Below are 13,866 nucleotides of genomic sequence, written 5' to 3' on the forward strand. Positions count from 1 at the left end.
ATTCAAACCCCGGGTAATTGAGGCTTGTAACATGCCCCGAACTAGGTCGTTGGCATCCGTGGTGGACGTGCCTAGCTCATCAATCAGTTTCGCGATTTCTGGGTTAGCAAGCAGCTTCTTTTCAATCGCATCAATCTTGGCCTTATCAGCCGGATCTCGTCTCGCCATAGTAGTCATTCTGGTTCATCTCCTTATGCGGGTTAGGTTCCCACACACAAACCATTAGACACTCTCCAGAAGTAGATGGGAATACTAGTGGCCATGGTAAAGGCTTAATGGCCAGCCATTTCACTTCCTTGGTCGGGTTGGTCACGCATTATTAAGTTTTAAAAACATAAGGAATGTCGAAGCTATCATAAGCCCAAGAGCGAATGCATAGTTTGAACCATTCATTAATCCACCAAAAATGGATAGTGCAAACCCGACGATAAATACCCCAGATTCCGATCTTGGGCAAAAATCTCTACGTATAGAGGCGTTGTACAGGGTCATGTATATTACCGCCATAGCAAGAGGAAAAGCCCTTAATTCTCCCCAGAAAAATCCCGCTAGAGAAGTGGATACAAGAATGATTAAAGGAAGTAAAACAGATTTCGATATACGACTAAACAAAGCTAATCACATTTCTCACGGGGGAGCCTTCGTCCATCCATTGGTTATAAATAGCTCAGGTCATCACGGTGATCGGCATAGACCCAATTTCTCTTAGTGGTCAGTCTATTCTATCACTTATTTGGGTCATCACTGCATACGGGCTCAATTTCCACTGACTTTCCCAAGAACCCGTAAACAGTTAGCTAAATTTATTATGCATAGTTTTTCTTTGTTAAAAGGAATGAATCAGGAAGGTAGGTAGATACCCGGCATATTCCATTGAACTATGTTTAACATGCTGAATGCAGCAGTCCAGGTTAGCTTTCAACCTATTCGGGCAGAGATTAAAGGCTTGGTGCGTAAAAACCACTTTAAAACGCAAAATGAGCCCGGCCCGAGCTAGTAATCGACCATGCTCGGGGCTGATGGGGTTGCCCGCAAATCGTGGACACGTAGTTAAGCTGCTTAGGGGTTAAGCAGCGGCCTTCTTATTACCATTTTGATCAGCGAGCTGGGCTTCGAAATCGACGGGGCTTACCATCCCGATGGACGAGTGGCGACGGCGCCGGTTGTAGACAATCTCAATCCAGCGAGCCACCGCCTTCCGGGCTTCGTTGCGGGTTCGCCATTCCTTCCGATCGTAAAATTCGGTCTTCAATGTCGACCAGAACGACTCGGCCATCGCATTGTCAAAGCAGACACCAGTACGGCCGACCGATTGTGCAATCCCTAGTTCTTGACAGACCTGCCACAGCTGTTCGCTGGTGAACTGGGTACCACGATCGGCGTGGAAGACCACGCCGTCGGGTACTTCACCACGCAGGGTGTAAGCCATGCGCAGTGCACGTTCAACTAGGTAAGAATCCTGCACACTATCCATGGACCAGCCTAGGACTCGGCGGGAGTGTCCATCGCGGATAACGCATAGGTACAGCCAGCCCTCATTCGTGCGTAGATAGGTAATATCCGACATCCACACTCGATTAAGCTGCCCTTGATCAAATAGGCGTTTCACTAGGTCTGGAAGCGTTGACTTCCGCTTGGATTGAATCGTCGTTACGGGAACAAACGCCCTGGGTGAGATGCCTTCAATACCCATCATCCGCATGCGTTTGGCCACGGTTTTGCGATTCACATAGACCCCACCCTCGGCGAGTTCTGCAGTAATCCGTGGGGCACCGTAGACTTCGTCAGAATCTTCCCAGATGTCATGAATTTTCCTGTCTAACTGGTCGAGGAATCTCTGACGCTGATTTTCACCACGAAGCCGTACTGCTTGAGCCTTTTGCCATTTATAGTAGCCAGAACGAGAAACCTCTAATAACCTGCTCATTCGTTTGATGCTGTAGTTCGCCTTCTCCTGCTGCATTAGCTCAAATTTTTCCGATCGCGTTGCTTCGCAGCGAAGAAGGCGGTGGCTTTTGACAAGAACTCATTATCCATCTTGGCCTCAGCTAACTCACGACGCAGGCGAGCGTTTTCGGCTCGTATATCGGCATCACTGCGGCCATCTACCGAGCCTTGGCGTTCCCGCTCAAGTTTGACCCACCTGCCTAAAATTGTGGCTGATACGCTAATTTCCTTAGCCACATGAGCGATTGGGCGCCCAGACTCAATGACCAGTCTGGCGGCCTCCTGCCGGTACTCCGGGGTGTACTTCTTCCTTGACGAACTCACAATGAACATCCTCTCCTACGGACACAAGATCCGCACTAATCGGGTGTCCACTAAACGAGGGTAACCTCACTGAGCTCTGCGTTAGGGGTTGATGCTTCTTGGGTTCTAAGGTCGTGGAGCAGTTCCTCGGTGAGAGTTCGTTGCGGTTGGGCGGTCAACGAACCCCGGAGCTTAAGGGCTACTGACTGCCTTTAGACCGCTTTTTCACCAGTACTATGCCGCCGACAATAAAGAGTGCGGCGAGCACGAGAACCCAACCGATATTGGCACCCGTAGAGGCTAGTGCGCCGTTGTGGGAGCTGGAAGAGCCTCCGCCGGATCTGGAGCTTGGACCAGAGCCACTGCCTGCGCCCTTAGCAGTAGTGGACTTGGTGGAGCCGTCCGACTTCCCAGCGCCATTTCCCATGGATGCCTTAGCGCCCGCATTCGATCCAGATGAGTTAGTTGCCTTGGACTTATCGGACCCCGGCTTATTAGTGCCGGTGCTATTCGAGCCGTTATCTGGCTTGGTAGCGCCTGGCTGCTTAACCTTCGAGGAGTCTGCGGGCTTGTTGTTTTCCTTATCTCTTTCTTTGTCGGTGTCCTTTCCACCGGGCTGGGTGGTTGAATCGCCCACGAGGAAGGTCACGGTGTGCCAGTCGGTGAGTTTGTCGCCGTCGTTGTTGACGGTGCGCATGTCCATTTCGTAGCGGCCTGGTTCGGTAAAAATCCAGTGCGCGTGGACATGGAAAGGACCATCCTCAACGCCTTTGATCGTATGGGTGCCGTTGCTATCGGCTAAGGTGCGTGCCGGCGTGTTTAGGGAGGCAGTGTGGCCGGCCCACCATTTTCCGTCCGTAGGCGCCGACTTAGGGCGAACTTCGATCGCGGCGTCACGGTAGTCTTGCCCCACCTTGATCGTGTCCCACCCCGGCCACACAGCGTCGTGGTCCTGTTGCAATGGTAGGTGGTAGATCGTTGAGCCAGTCTTTACCATTCCGGTAAAAGACAGCGTCTTAGCCAGGGAGTCAGCGACCGTCACGCGGCGGGCATCGTGAATGCGCAGCGCTACGTCTTCAGGCACGTTGTGTTGGTCGTCTTCGTTGACATAGAAGCCGAGCTTGTTGTCCACAACCTTTGGCCCGAAGTCGATGTGGCCCTTGGTAATCTCGCGCTTCTTAGACGGTTCTGCGCTGGGAGCAGGTTCCGTTGTCTCTGGGCTTGGTTCCTTCGACGGTGTGGTGCTTTCCGTGCCGTTGGAGTCGCCTTCAGTGGCACTGTCGTTCCCAGTAGTGGGTGGGGCAGCAGATGATGAATCCTCGGTAGCTACCTTGAAGCGCAGAACAGCCTTTTTCGCAGGCTTACCGTCTTTTTCTGCGACCGTGACACCAACTTCATACGTACCGGGTTTGTTGAATGCCCAGTTGAGGTGTATGTGTTCTGCGGTTTCGGTGGTGTAGGAATGCGTGCCATCGCTGCCGGCAAGGCGCTGGTCCAGCCCGGTCTGATCAGCCTGGTATGCCAACCATTCGCCGTCCTTCGGGGCGCTGACGGGGGTGAAGGTAAAGGTGTAATTCTTCTTGGTGTCCTTGTAAGCATCCTCAGTGCTGAGCCCAGGCCACACTACACCGGTGCGCTGTGTCTCTGGCAGGACGTAGGCAGCGCTGCCTTTCTTTCCAAAGTGCGGAATGTCTTTGTTCAAAGTGGACTTGACCTGCTTTGGAACGGTGAAAAAGACATCGGAAGGCTTACGCCAGATTGCACCAATGTGGTACAGGTTCGTCTCGTCCTTGATGCCTAGGTGCAGCTCACCATCTTCGTGGATCGGGGCGATATCTACGTGACCCCGGTGCAGATTGAGCTCCTTGTGCGGGGTGTCTTTATCCTTCGGGTTCTGCGGCTTGGGTGAGGGGATCTTGGGAACAGAAGGCTTCGAGGTCGTGGAAGGCGAGGGATTCTTGGATGGGGCAGAGCCTTCTGATTCTTCCGAATCCTGCGGCTTCTCTGGGGCGTCGGAGTCTTCTGGCTTCTCCGATCCTTCTGGGTCCTGTGAATCCGTGGAGTCAGAAGCCTCAGCGAACGAGACGGTGGTCTCAGCGATCGGCTCATAAGCATCCTTGTGAGTATGGCTAAATAGCGAGGCGCCGGCGGCATCGGAGCGGGAGTCAGGAACGATGCGCAGCATGAGTTGGTATCCGGGTTGCTTACAACTGTCGATGAGTTGCCTGCTCGTTCTTTGCCCCGGCCCGGAAGTAAAGCCGATTTCGCAATCTGCAATAGCGTTCTGCGGCAGGCTGGTCATCGGTTCGCCATCTACTTTGTAGAAGCCGCCGGTAACGCGCACCGTGGTGCGGTCATCCTCGGGAGCTACGGTGATGTCGATATTACGGTCGCCCTCGCCGTACACTTTACTGGTGGAAACGGTGACATCAGAGCTCGTGATCTCAAGGGGATCGGTCTCAAACGGCTCTATCTCTTCCATCTCTGGGGTAGGAAGCTCGCCGCTTTTCGTTGTATAAGCTTCGGCATCTTCATCGTCCTTTTCCCCATCGGTGCTGGTCCAGAACTTTACGGGTTCGGATACCCAGCGAGGGCTTGGGGAATCATTGTCGGGGATAAAGATGGCTTGGAAGTTGGATTCTTCATCACCAATCATTTCATCCCACGAAGCCTTACCGCCTTCTACCTTGCGCTCGGCAAGGTAGTGGCCGTTGATGGTGAATACGGCGCGGCCGGAGTCTTTGGCATTGCCGGTATCGAGGGAGAGCGTGGTGAGGATGCCTTGCTTCGCGCCCTTTGTATCGGCCTTGGAGGGAGCCATCTTAAATATAGGAGCGTTGGACTCGGCCCCTTCGGAGCCTGAGTATTCAGACTTGGCGTCATTAAAGGCGGTATCAAGGTCGGTGATCGTGCGCTCGGCGGGGTTGGTTCCGCCTACCTGCCAGACCAAGGTTTGTGGCTCGGAGTGGATGAAAGTGCCATCCTTCTTTCGAGCCGAAGCGCGGTAGGTTACTTCGTAGTGGCCAGGACGGGTAAACGTCGTGGCGTTATGCGTGTGCGTGCCTGCATTGACCCAGGTGGTACGGAATCCCGGGTCGTGGGAGGACCAGAGGCGGTTCAGAGGATAGTTCTCGTCGCTGTAGGTAAACAGCTCCATGCGGCCGGGGCCCTTAAAATCAACGATTTCCATGTTGAAGGATTTATCGCGGAATTGATCGGTGGGAAGATCCGCGGCGGCACCGAACCCAGCCCAGATGGGCATGGTGTTTTTCGGGAAGCCTACTGCGGGGCCGCCGTAGTACATGAGCTGGTTTTCTCGGCATTGAGAAACTCGAAGCGCGGGTCATCGGGAACGCGCCAGGCATAGGCTCCTAGGCCGCCATCGACGCGGCCGTGGCTGACCCAGTTGATCGTGTCCTCGATGGGGACTAGGCCCGCACTATTGGACATGAGTTTGAAGTTTCCGTCCTTCCACACCGCGTGCGGGGAATCTACGTGCGTTTGGGTGCGGACAAGTGGGGCGTCCTCAGCGAGGGCGAAGGGAGCGTGGAATAACGCGAGCGCCAAGGCCACGACTATGCTGGCAAGGCGCGGTAGTGAGGTGCGCAACGGCATAAGGTTCTCCCAAGGTTAGGTGCAGTGAACTTTTATATAGGTTGCGACGAATACTACACTATTGCAAACCGTTATCGTTAGCGTTGTTGAAAATAGTGAACCTTTGCCCGCGAGCTGGGAAAGAAGATATAGAAAGTCCCCACCTCCGGTTGCGGAAGCGGGGACTGTGTAAAGCTGAGGTAAAGGAGCGGATAAGCGGAAGGCGGGCGAGTGACCGCAGTGCTGCTGAGCGGTTAAGATTTGTTGTCTGCGGTGTGGGTGGTGCCCTCGAATTGCCATCCCACGACGGCATTGCGAACGGCTGCCTTGAGGGGGGTTAGCGGGTTGAATGCAGCTAATGGTCAGCAGCCTGCCTGGCATCGCCTCGTCTCCCCATACGCTTGAGTCCCCGGCTAGGCCTTGTTTATCGGGATCGTGAAGATCGGTTGCGGTGTAGGTGAGCCAGTTCTGGTCGGAATTCTTGGTGCGTACGTACAGCTTGTCGCCGATGCTGACCTTGTGCTCGTTGGCAGCGCCATCGTAAAGCTTATTGAATACGGCAGGCACGCCGGCGCCGGTGTGCCCAGCGATAACGACGATATCGTCGGCATTAGTTCCCGGCAGGGAGTAGGGGCGGTCATCGGCAGTATAAGTGCAAGCCTTATCCATGGTGTCAGGGTTTATGGCGCCATCGACTACGCGGCACGTGCCATCCTCAAATTGCGCATGGACGTCGATGGCAGGGATATACATGTCTAGTGCCGCCGACGGTTCGATTACGGGAGATGTTTCTCCAGGGGCCTCGTTGGTTTCTAACCCTTTGGGTGGGCTTATGCTTTGCTCGGTCGTATTGATGCTGCGATCGATCGTGCTGATGACGAGGATCGTTGCAACGATGCCGGCTGAGACTCGAAGAACTCCGGAGGACGCCCATGCGCCTTTAAAGCGATCCCAAGGGGAAGAAGGGGCTTTTCGGTGCCTTGGAACTGAAGTCTCTTTTATTCTGCGATTCGGGTAACGGCTTTGGATGTGACGCGCGTGATGCTCTGCTTTCCGCCAATCGCGCTCTGTGGAATGGTGCCGGCCAGAGCCACCTTTGGGCCGGGAATTTTTATCAGCAACGCTAGAAGCATGGCCTGGAGTGTTGTGATTTAAGGATATAGTGTGGCGCGGTTGCGCTGCGGATAAGTGAGATCCCTTCCTCCGTGGGTGGTCTTGGTGCTCCACTGTGACCTCCGAGGAAACTAGGGACAATAGGGATGGGTGTGAACCCAGCTTAGAGTAATAATTTTCTTTTCCGGCTTATCGAGGTAGCGGTTGTTCCGGCTTATCGAGGTAGCGGTTGCGCTAACCGCTACGATAATCCGTGGTTCTCTTGTCCGTATAAGTAAAGCTAAATAAGGAAAATAAGAAACGGTGTCTCTCAACGAAGCTGCCAAGGGCGCATCCCTGAAAAAGGCCGCCCTGCTCGATCAATCATTTGCACGATTTTCTGTCCGCGCAATCCTCGCCGGTGTCTACTTGTGCATCGGTACCGTGTTTGCCGGCGTCGTAGGCCAAGCGGTAGAAGGCGTTGCCCCGGGCCTGGGGTCTGTGGCATTTGCCCTGTTCTTCGGCTTGGGCCTATTTGCCATCGTTATCCTCGGCGCTGAGCTGGCCACCGGCAATATGATGTACATGGTCTACGGGGCGATACAGAAGCACCTGTCCTGGGGCAAGGCCTTCTACGTACTGCTTATTACCACGATCTTTAACCTAGTCGGCGCCATCATCTTTGCCGCCGTCATCGGCATGTCCGCCAAGCTCGCGAATATGGATCCCTCGCACCTGTTGGTCACCATCTCTGAAGGCAAGCTGACCAAATCCCCGCAGGGAATGCTCGTAGAGGGCATGGCCGCAAACTTCGTGGTCAATATGGGCATCGTTAGCGCGGTCTTTGCCAAGGACGTTGTGTCGAAGTTCTTTGTTATCGTCCCGATCATCGGTATCTTCGTGGGCCTGGGTTTGGAGCACGTAATTGCCAATTTCTGCCTCTTTGCGCTTACCTTCTTCGGCAGCGATCCACTGCCGGCCGCACTGACAATTGGCAATGTTGCTCTCAACTGGACGCTGGTGTGGATAGGCAACTTCATCGGCGGCGGCCTGCTCATCGGTGGGGTCTACGCCTGGCTCAATAATGGGCCGGAGGACTACCGCGACTAGGCCAGCGTGCCCGAATAAAGATTAAAGCGATCGGCGCGGGCAAAGCCCACTAGCGCCATGCCGGTTTCGCGCGCGGTCTCTACGGCAAGGGAGGAAGCAGCGCTGACGGCAACGAGCATGCCAAAACCTGCCATGGCGGCTTTTTGGACCAGCTCGAAACTGGCGCGCGAGCTCATGACCAAAATGAGGTCATCGGCGGGCAGGCGCTCTTCCATGAGCAGATTGCCAATGACCTTATCAGCGGCGTTGTGCCTGCCGATGTCCTCCCGGATGACCACCGGCTCACCCTCGAGGGTAAACGCGCCGGCGGCGTGGATTCCGCCGGTCTTGCGGAATTCCTTTTGGGCGGCGCGCAGTTTCTCCGGCAGCTGGACCACCAGCTGTGGGTCCACGGGGATATGGGGGATGGGGTAGCGAGACTTCTTCGTCAGCGCCTCGATAGAGGAGGTCCCGCACACGCCACAGGCGGACGTCGTCGTGGTCAGGCGAAGATCGCTCAAGCTCAGTGGGGTGTTCTTTACCAGCTCCAGGTCCAGCAGGTTATAGGTATTCATGCCTTCGACGGTGGCACCGGCGCAGTAGCGGGCAGTGGTGACATCGGAAAGCGCGGCAATATGCCCCTCGGAGTGGAGGAAACCGTGCGCCAATTCAATATCGTGGCCCGGGGTGCGCATGGTGGTGGTGATGGTCTGCCCGCCTACGCGAATCTCAAGCGGCTCCTCGCCGGCGACGGTATCGGCGCGGGTATCTACCTGCGCGTGCTCGCCCAGACGGACCTTCGTGACAGCAAACGTGGCATTCTTACGTCCAGCCATTACTTCAGCGCCTCCTTGAGGGTTTCGATATTTACCTTGGCTTCTGCCGTGCTTGCCGATGCCAACCCCACCACGAACGCCGTCAACGGTGCTGCCGGCCGCGATTGGGTATGGGCCACGTCCTTGGTTAGATCCAGTAGTTCTCGGGTCAGCGCCGTGGCCTCGTGGGGCTCGAGGTTTAATAGCCGTGCGGCTTCTTCAAGCCATTGGTGGGCGGTGCGGATCGGATCTTCGTTCTCGGTACTCATCTCAACTACTCCTCAATTATGTGGCGCTGCATCCGACTGTAATGAATGCAGCGGATTTATTTGGAAAACCGCAGGATATGGCGTAAAGTGTTCCCGCGTGCCTGCGCTACAACCGGTGCACGCGCAAAGCCCTGCGGGTTTTGCGTGCTGAACTGGCAAAACGCAGAGCCGAAAAAGAATTGAACATCAACTTTGTTGTAGGCCCCTCGCCGTTTATAGCGGACCGTTGTCTGAATCAAAGGGTGGCGAGCGCCTTGCGGTATTGACCGTGAGGAGCGTGAGTAGCCCGAAATCACACGGAAAACGCTTTGGTGAGCACGGGAACCGCAACGAGAAAGGTACACGGTCACTCATATGACTATGACTGATCCTATTGCCGACATGCTGTCGCGTGTGCGTAACGCAAGTAACGCACACCACGACGTCGTGTCGATGCCTACCTCCAAGTTGAAGGCAAACATTGCTGACATCTTGAAGCAGGAAGGCTACATCGCTGACTACACCGTTGAGGGCCACACCCTGTCCCTCGAGCTGAAGTACAACAACCGCGAGCGTTCCCTGTCTGGTCTGCGTCGCGTGTCTAAGCCGGGTCTGCGTGTGTATGCAAAGTCCACCGAACTGCCACAGGTCTTGGGTGGCCTGGGCGTGGCTATCATTTCCACGTCCCACGGTGTGCTGACTGACCGTCAGGCTGAGGAGAAGGGCGTAGGCGGAGAAGTTCTCGCCTACGTCTGGTAAAGGGAGGTTTGACACATGTCTCGAGTCGGTCTAGCACCGATCGCCGTACCAAACGGCGTCGAAATCAACATCAACGGCCAAGACGTTGAGGTCAAGGGCCCTAAGGGTACCCAGAGCGTAAACGTTCCGGATCCGATCACCATCAACGTGGAAGACGGCATCTTGACCGTTTCCCGCCCTGATGATCACCGCAAGCACCGTGCACTGCACGGCCTGTCCCGCTCGCTGCTCAACAGCGCCGTCATCGGCGTGACCGAGGGCTTCACCATCAAGATGGAAATCTTTGGTGTCGGCTACCGTGTGCAGCAAAAGGGCCAGGATCTGGAATTCAGCCTGGGCTATTCCCACCCGGTCCTCATCAAGGCTCCGGAGGGAATCACCTTCGCAGTGGACGGCAACACCAAGCTGTCCATTACCGGTATTGACAAGCAACTAGTCGGACAGATCGCCGCTAATATCCGTCGCCTGCGTAAGGACGATCCTTATAAGGGCAAGGGTATTCGCTACGAAGGCGAGCAGATCCGTCGCAAGGTCGGAAAGACGGGTAAGTAAGCAATGGCAAACACTGAAAACACGAAGCGCACTCCAGTCGGCAAGGACATTTCTTCTCGTCGTCGCGAAGCACGCGCACGCCGCCACTTCCGTATCCGTAAGACCCTGCGTGGCACCCCTGAGTCCCCGCGCTTGGTCCTGCACCGCTCTTCGCGCCACATGCACGTCCAGGTCATCGATGACTTGGCAGGCCACACCCTGGTTTCCGCATCCTCCATGGAAGCGGACATCCGTGCATTCGAGGGCGATAAGAAGGCAAAGGCTGCCAAGGTGGGCGAACTGATTGCTGAGCGCGCCAAGGCCGCTGGCATTGAGCAGGTCGTCTTTGACCGCGCAGGCTACAAGTACCACGGCCGCGTCGCTGCGCTGGCAGACGCCGCACGTGAAGGTGGTCTGAAGTTCTAATGATCATCGTCAACGGAAACATCAACGGAAGGATCGCGTAATGTCGGACCGTGAACAGCGTGACGGCGGACGCTCCGCCGAGAACAACAAGAACAACCGCGGCGGCAACGGCCGTCGCAACGATCGTCGTAACCAGCAGGACAACGAGCGCGATAAGTACATCGAGCGCGTTGTGACCATCAACCGCGTCTCCAAGACCGTTAAGGGCGGCCGCAACATGTCCTTCACCGCTCTCGTCGTCGTTGGTGACGGCCAGGGTCAGGTAGGCGTTGGCTACGGCAAGGCTAAGGAAGTTCCGGCTGCAATCCAGAAGGGGGCAGAAGAGGCTCGCAAGAACTTCTTCCGCGTACCTATGGTTGCCGGCACCATCACCCACCCGGTCGAGGGTCGCGACGCAGCGGGCATCGTCATGATGAAGCCCGCCGCTCCTGGTACTGGTGTCATCGCCGGCGGTGCTGCTCGTCCAGTGCTCGAATGCGCTGGCGTGCAGGACATTCTGTCGAAGTCCCTGGGCTCCGACAATGCACTCAACGTCGTCCGCGCTACCGTGGACGGCCTCAAGCAGCTGGTTCGCCCCGAAGAGGTTGCCGCACGCCGTGGCAAGTCCCTCGAAGAGGTCACCCCGGCCCGTATGCTGCGCAAGCGCGCAGGTCAGGAGGCATAAACAATGGCTCTGAAGATTACACAGGTAAAGGGCCTGGTGGGCACCAAGCCGAACCACCGCAAGAACATTGAGGCTCTGGGCCTCAAGCGCATCGGTCAGTCCGTAGTTAAGCAGGACACCCCGATCATCCGCGGTATGGTTCACAAGGTTCGCCACCTGGTCACCGTCGAAGAAGTGGCAGGGGAGTAAACCATGGCTGATATCATCAAGCTGCACGACCTGCGCCCAACCGCAGGAGCAAATAAGCCCAAGACCCGCGTCGGCCGCGGTGAGGCATCCAAGGGTAAGACCGCTGGTCGCGGTACCAAGGGTACCGGCGCTCGTAAGCAGGTTCCCGCTGCTTTCGAGGGTGGACAGATGCCCATCCACATGCGTCTGCCTAAGCTCAAGGGATTCAAGAACCCGAACCACGTTGAGTACCAGGTTGTTAACGTGGCTGACTTGGCCGAGAAGTTTGCCGATGGCGGCGACATCACCGTCGCTGACATCGCAGCTGCTGGCCTCGTCCGCGCTAACCAGCCGGTCAAGGTTCTGGGCAGCGGCGACATCAACGTTAAGTTGAACGTCACCGCAGACAAGTTCTCCAAGTCCGCTGTAGAAAAGATTGAGGCTGCTGGCGGTTCCGCCAACACCAAATAATCTGGACTAGAGAATAGCTACACCCCCTTTCCTCGCACCTAGCGTGCGGGGCGAGGGGGTGTAGTCGATCTGTCGCAGCTATCCCAGCCGGATAACTCGGAGACCGCGCAGGTGGCCCAGGCGCAGTAATTGCCTGCGCGCGCGGCAGTCACCTGCGCGCGCCGCTGAACCGGCCCGGGAGCTGGGTTAAGCGACAAAAAGGGGTGGAACGCTCGTGAAAGCGTTCCACCCTTCAGTGATTGTGGGAGGCCGTCTTAAGCCTCGTCCACGGTCTTTTCAAAGAGGCCGGGGAAGCGGTCGTCCGGGTCCGTTACCGCTTTGATCGCATCCGGGAGCTTTCCGCCATAGAGGTCCTCGAACCTCTCGCGGGAGTAGAAGGCCTCGGAATACAGCGACTTGTGGCCGCCCAAGTCATTGACCTTTTCTTCAATAACGCGGTTGAAGGCGCCATTGCCGGGGGCGCTGGGATCGACGTGATCGCCATCCACGCCGGACCAAAAACCGACGTTGACCCACGTCTTGCCGGGGCGCAGCGGGTAGAGCGGCCAGGGATCTTGGGACTCGGCGGCAATATCACCGGTGCCTACGAGCTCGCCCACGCCATCGCGCAGGCGGATGGGGCACAGCCACACAGGCTGGATATCGGAGGCCTGGAAGAACCAGTGGAGGAAATCCGGGAGGTTTTCCGGGGTGACCTCGATATCTTGGACAACACGCTCGGCGCGCGGCTTGCCGTGCGGCTTTTTGATGAAGTTGTACTCCAGCTCGTACTTGCGGTCCAAGCGCACCAGCTTCCAGTAGAAGGAGCTGCGGCGCAGCTCGCGCGGCCACACCTTGCGGACCTTGGGGTTCTGGGCGCCAAACGCGCGCGAGCACCAGAACCAGTCAGTATCCCAGCGCCAGATATAGTCGCGGATGGTGAGCCGGTCGCGCCGCATGCCCTGGGCGTGCTGCAGGCTGCGGTAATAGATCTTATCCCGCGTGTAATCGGAGGTAGGGCCTTCCTCATCGGTGAAGCGGGCAAAGACGAGGTAGGCCTCGTCCTCAGAAAAGACCACACCGTCTAGCCCATCGACGGTCTCACCCTCGTGGGTGTGGTTAACGGAGACATCGGCAAGCACGCGGCTTGCCTCCTCCGCCGTGTGGAAACGCTGCTCGCGCAGCTCCACGTAGGGAGGCACGGGCTCGAGCTCAATCTTGAGGCGCACCGCGTAGCCCAAAGAACCATAGGAATTGGGAAAGAGGCGGAAGAGATCGACGTTCTGCTCACGCGAGCAGGTGAGGATCTCACCGGTGCCGGTGAGGATATCCATCTCGATGACGGACTCGTGCGGCAGGCCGTTGCGGAAGCTGGTGGACTCCACGCCCATGCCGGTCACAGCGCCACCTAGGGTGATGGTCTTCAGCTGCGGCACCACAAACGGCATGAGGCCGTGCGGGAGGGTGGCATCGACTAAGTCCTCGTAGGTGCACATGCCCTGGACATCGGCGGTGCGGGCGAGGGGATCGACCTCGATGACCCCGCCCAAGCCGGAGACATCGAGGCCTACCTGATTCTCGCTGCGGCCGCGGAAGAGGTTAGAAGTTTTCTTGGCCAAGCGCACGCGCTTGCCGGCGGGAACCTCGCGGAAGCTGCGCAACAAGGTGTCTACGCCTGCGCGGTGGGCCTGCCAGCCCACGGGCTCGATGCGCACGGCGTCGACTGGGCGCGGCTGCAAAGCAGAAACGCGCTCGCGCAATTGATCCAAAAGGGTCATAG

The 13,866-nt window shown here is 56.9% G+C and carries 12 protein-coding genes and 2 pseudogenes; 7 read left to right on the forward strand and 7 right to left on the reverse strand.

Features of this window, described 5'->3' with window-relative positions; genetic code table 11:
- The 4 genes and pseudogenes from HMPREF1257_RS12045 to HMPREF1257_RS12050 form a co-directional block, all read right to left on the reverse strand.
- Window positions 1-168: pseudogene (locus tag HMPREF1257_RS12045) on the reverse strand (IS256 family transposase); the annotation flags it as partial.
- Window positions 169-1,066: 898 nt separating this feature from the next.
- A protein-coding gene (locus HMPREF1257_RS10085) for an IS3 family transposase (RefSeq protein ID WP_232208497.1) occupies window positions 1,067-2,280 on the reverse strand; the annotation gives its coding sequence in 2 pieces (ribosomal slippage) (window positions 1,067-2,007 and window positions 2,007-2,280; 1,215 coding nt in all).
- A gap of 169 nt (window positions 2,281-2,449) precedes the next feature.
- A pseudogene (locus tag HMPREF1257_RS10095) lies at window positions 2,450-5,865 on the reverse strand (choice-of-anchor M domain-containing protein).
- Window positions 5,866-5,880: 15 nt separating this feature from the next.
- Window positions 5,881-6,597, reverse strand: coding sequence for a hypothetical protein (locus tag HMPREF1257_RS12050; RefSeq protein ID WP_232208574.1), 717 nt, complete (start codon window positions 6,595-6,597; stop codon window positions 5,881-5,883).
- Window positions 6,598-7,260: 663 nt separating this feature from the next.
- On the opposite strand from HMPREF1257_RS12050, the gene HMPREF1257_RS10105 reads away from it, so the two are divergent.
- Window positions 7,261-8,046 carry a formate/nitrite transporter family protein gene (locus HMPREF1257_RS10105; RefSeq protein ID WP_023025201.1) on the forward strand — a complete coding sequence of 262 codons (786 nt, stop codon included), beginning with the start codon at window positions 7,261-7,263 and terminating at the stop codon, window positions 8,044-8,046.
- Here the strand turns inward: HMPREF1257_RS10105 and fdhD are convergent.
- A complete protein-coding gene (gene fdhD, locus HMPREF1257_RS10110) occupies window positions 8,043-8,861 on the reverse strand; it encodes a formate dehydrogenase accessory sulfurtransferase FdhD (protein ID WP_023025202.1) in 819 nt (272 codons plus the stop codon). The genes HMPREF1257_RS10105 and fdhD overlap by 4 nt on opposite strands.
- Window positions 8,861-9,109, reverse strand: coding sequence for a DUF6457 domain-containing protein (locus tag HMPREF1257_RS10115; protein WP_005276987.1), 249 nt, complete (start codon window positions 9,107-9,109; stop codon window positions 8,861-8,863). The genes fdhD and HMPREF1257_RS10115 overlap by 1 nt, the downstream gene beginning before the upstream one ends.
- Before the next feature lie 354 nt (window positions 9,110-9,463).
- Between HMPREF1257_RS10115 and rpsH the strand changes: the two genes are divergently transcribed.
- From rpsH to rplO, 6 genes are read left to right on the forward strand one after another with little or no spacing between them, the layout of a single operon-like run.
- A complete protein-coding gene (gene rpsH, locus HMPREF1257_RS10120; protein ID WP_005276990.1) occupies window positions 9,464-9,847 on the forward strand; it encodes a 30S ribosomal protein S8 in 384 nt (127 codons plus the stop codon).
- A gap of 15 nt (window positions 9,848-9,862) precedes the next feature.
- Window positions 9,863-10,399: a 50S ribosomal protein L6 gene (gene rplF, locus HMPREF1257_RS10125; protein WP_023025203.1), complete on the forward strand. Its 537-nt coding sequence runs from the start codon at window positions 9,863-9,865 to the stop codon at window positions 10,397-10,399.
- 3 nt (window positions 10,400-10,402) lie between these two features.
- Window positions 10,403-10,804: a 50S ribosomal protein L18 gene (gene rplR, locus HMPREF1257_RS10130; RefSeq protein ID WP_023025204.1), complete on the forward strand. Its 402-nt coding sequence runs from the start codon at window positions 10,403-10,405 to the stop codon at window positions 10,802-10,804.
- Window positions 10,805-10,844: 40 nt separating this feature from the next.
- Window positions 10,845-11,468, forward strand: a complete 624-nt coding sequence (rpsE, locus tag HMPREF1257_RS10135) for a 30S ribosomal protein S5 (protein WP_023025205.1) — start codon at window positions 10,845-10,847, stop codon at window positions 11,466-11,468.
- Window positions 11,469-11,471: 3 nt separating this feature from the next.
- Entirely contained in the window at window positions 11,472-11,657 is a 186-nt protein-coding gene (rpmD, locus tag HMPREF1257_RS10140) for a 50S ribosomal protein L30 (RefSeq protein WP_005276997.1), read from the forward strand.
- A 3-nt stretch (window positions 11,658-11,660) separates the two neighbouring features.
- On the forward strand, window positions 11,661-12,107 hold the full coding sequence (gene rplO, locus HMPREF1257_RS10145) for a 50S ribosomal protein L15 (protein WP_005277000.1): 447 nt from the start codon (window positions 11,661-11,663) through the stop codon (window positions 12,105-12,107).
- 254 nt (window positions 12,108-12,361) lie between these two features.
- Here rplO and HMPREF1257_RS10150 read toward each other — a convergent pair whose 3' ends face one another.
- A complete protein-coding gene (locus HMPREF1257_RS10150) occupies window positions 12,362-13,864 on the reverse strand; it encodes an FAD-binding oxidoreductase (RefSeq protein WP_023025206.1) in 1,503 nt (500 codons plus the stop codon).
- Window positions 13,865-13,866 lie beyond the last annotated feature (2 nt).

The organism is Corynebacterium sp. KPL1814, from assembly GCF_000478175.1.
In the GTDB taxonomy this organism is placed as follows: domain Bacteria; phylum Actinomycetota; class Actinomycetes; order Mycobacteriales; family Mycobacteriaceae; genus Corynebacterium.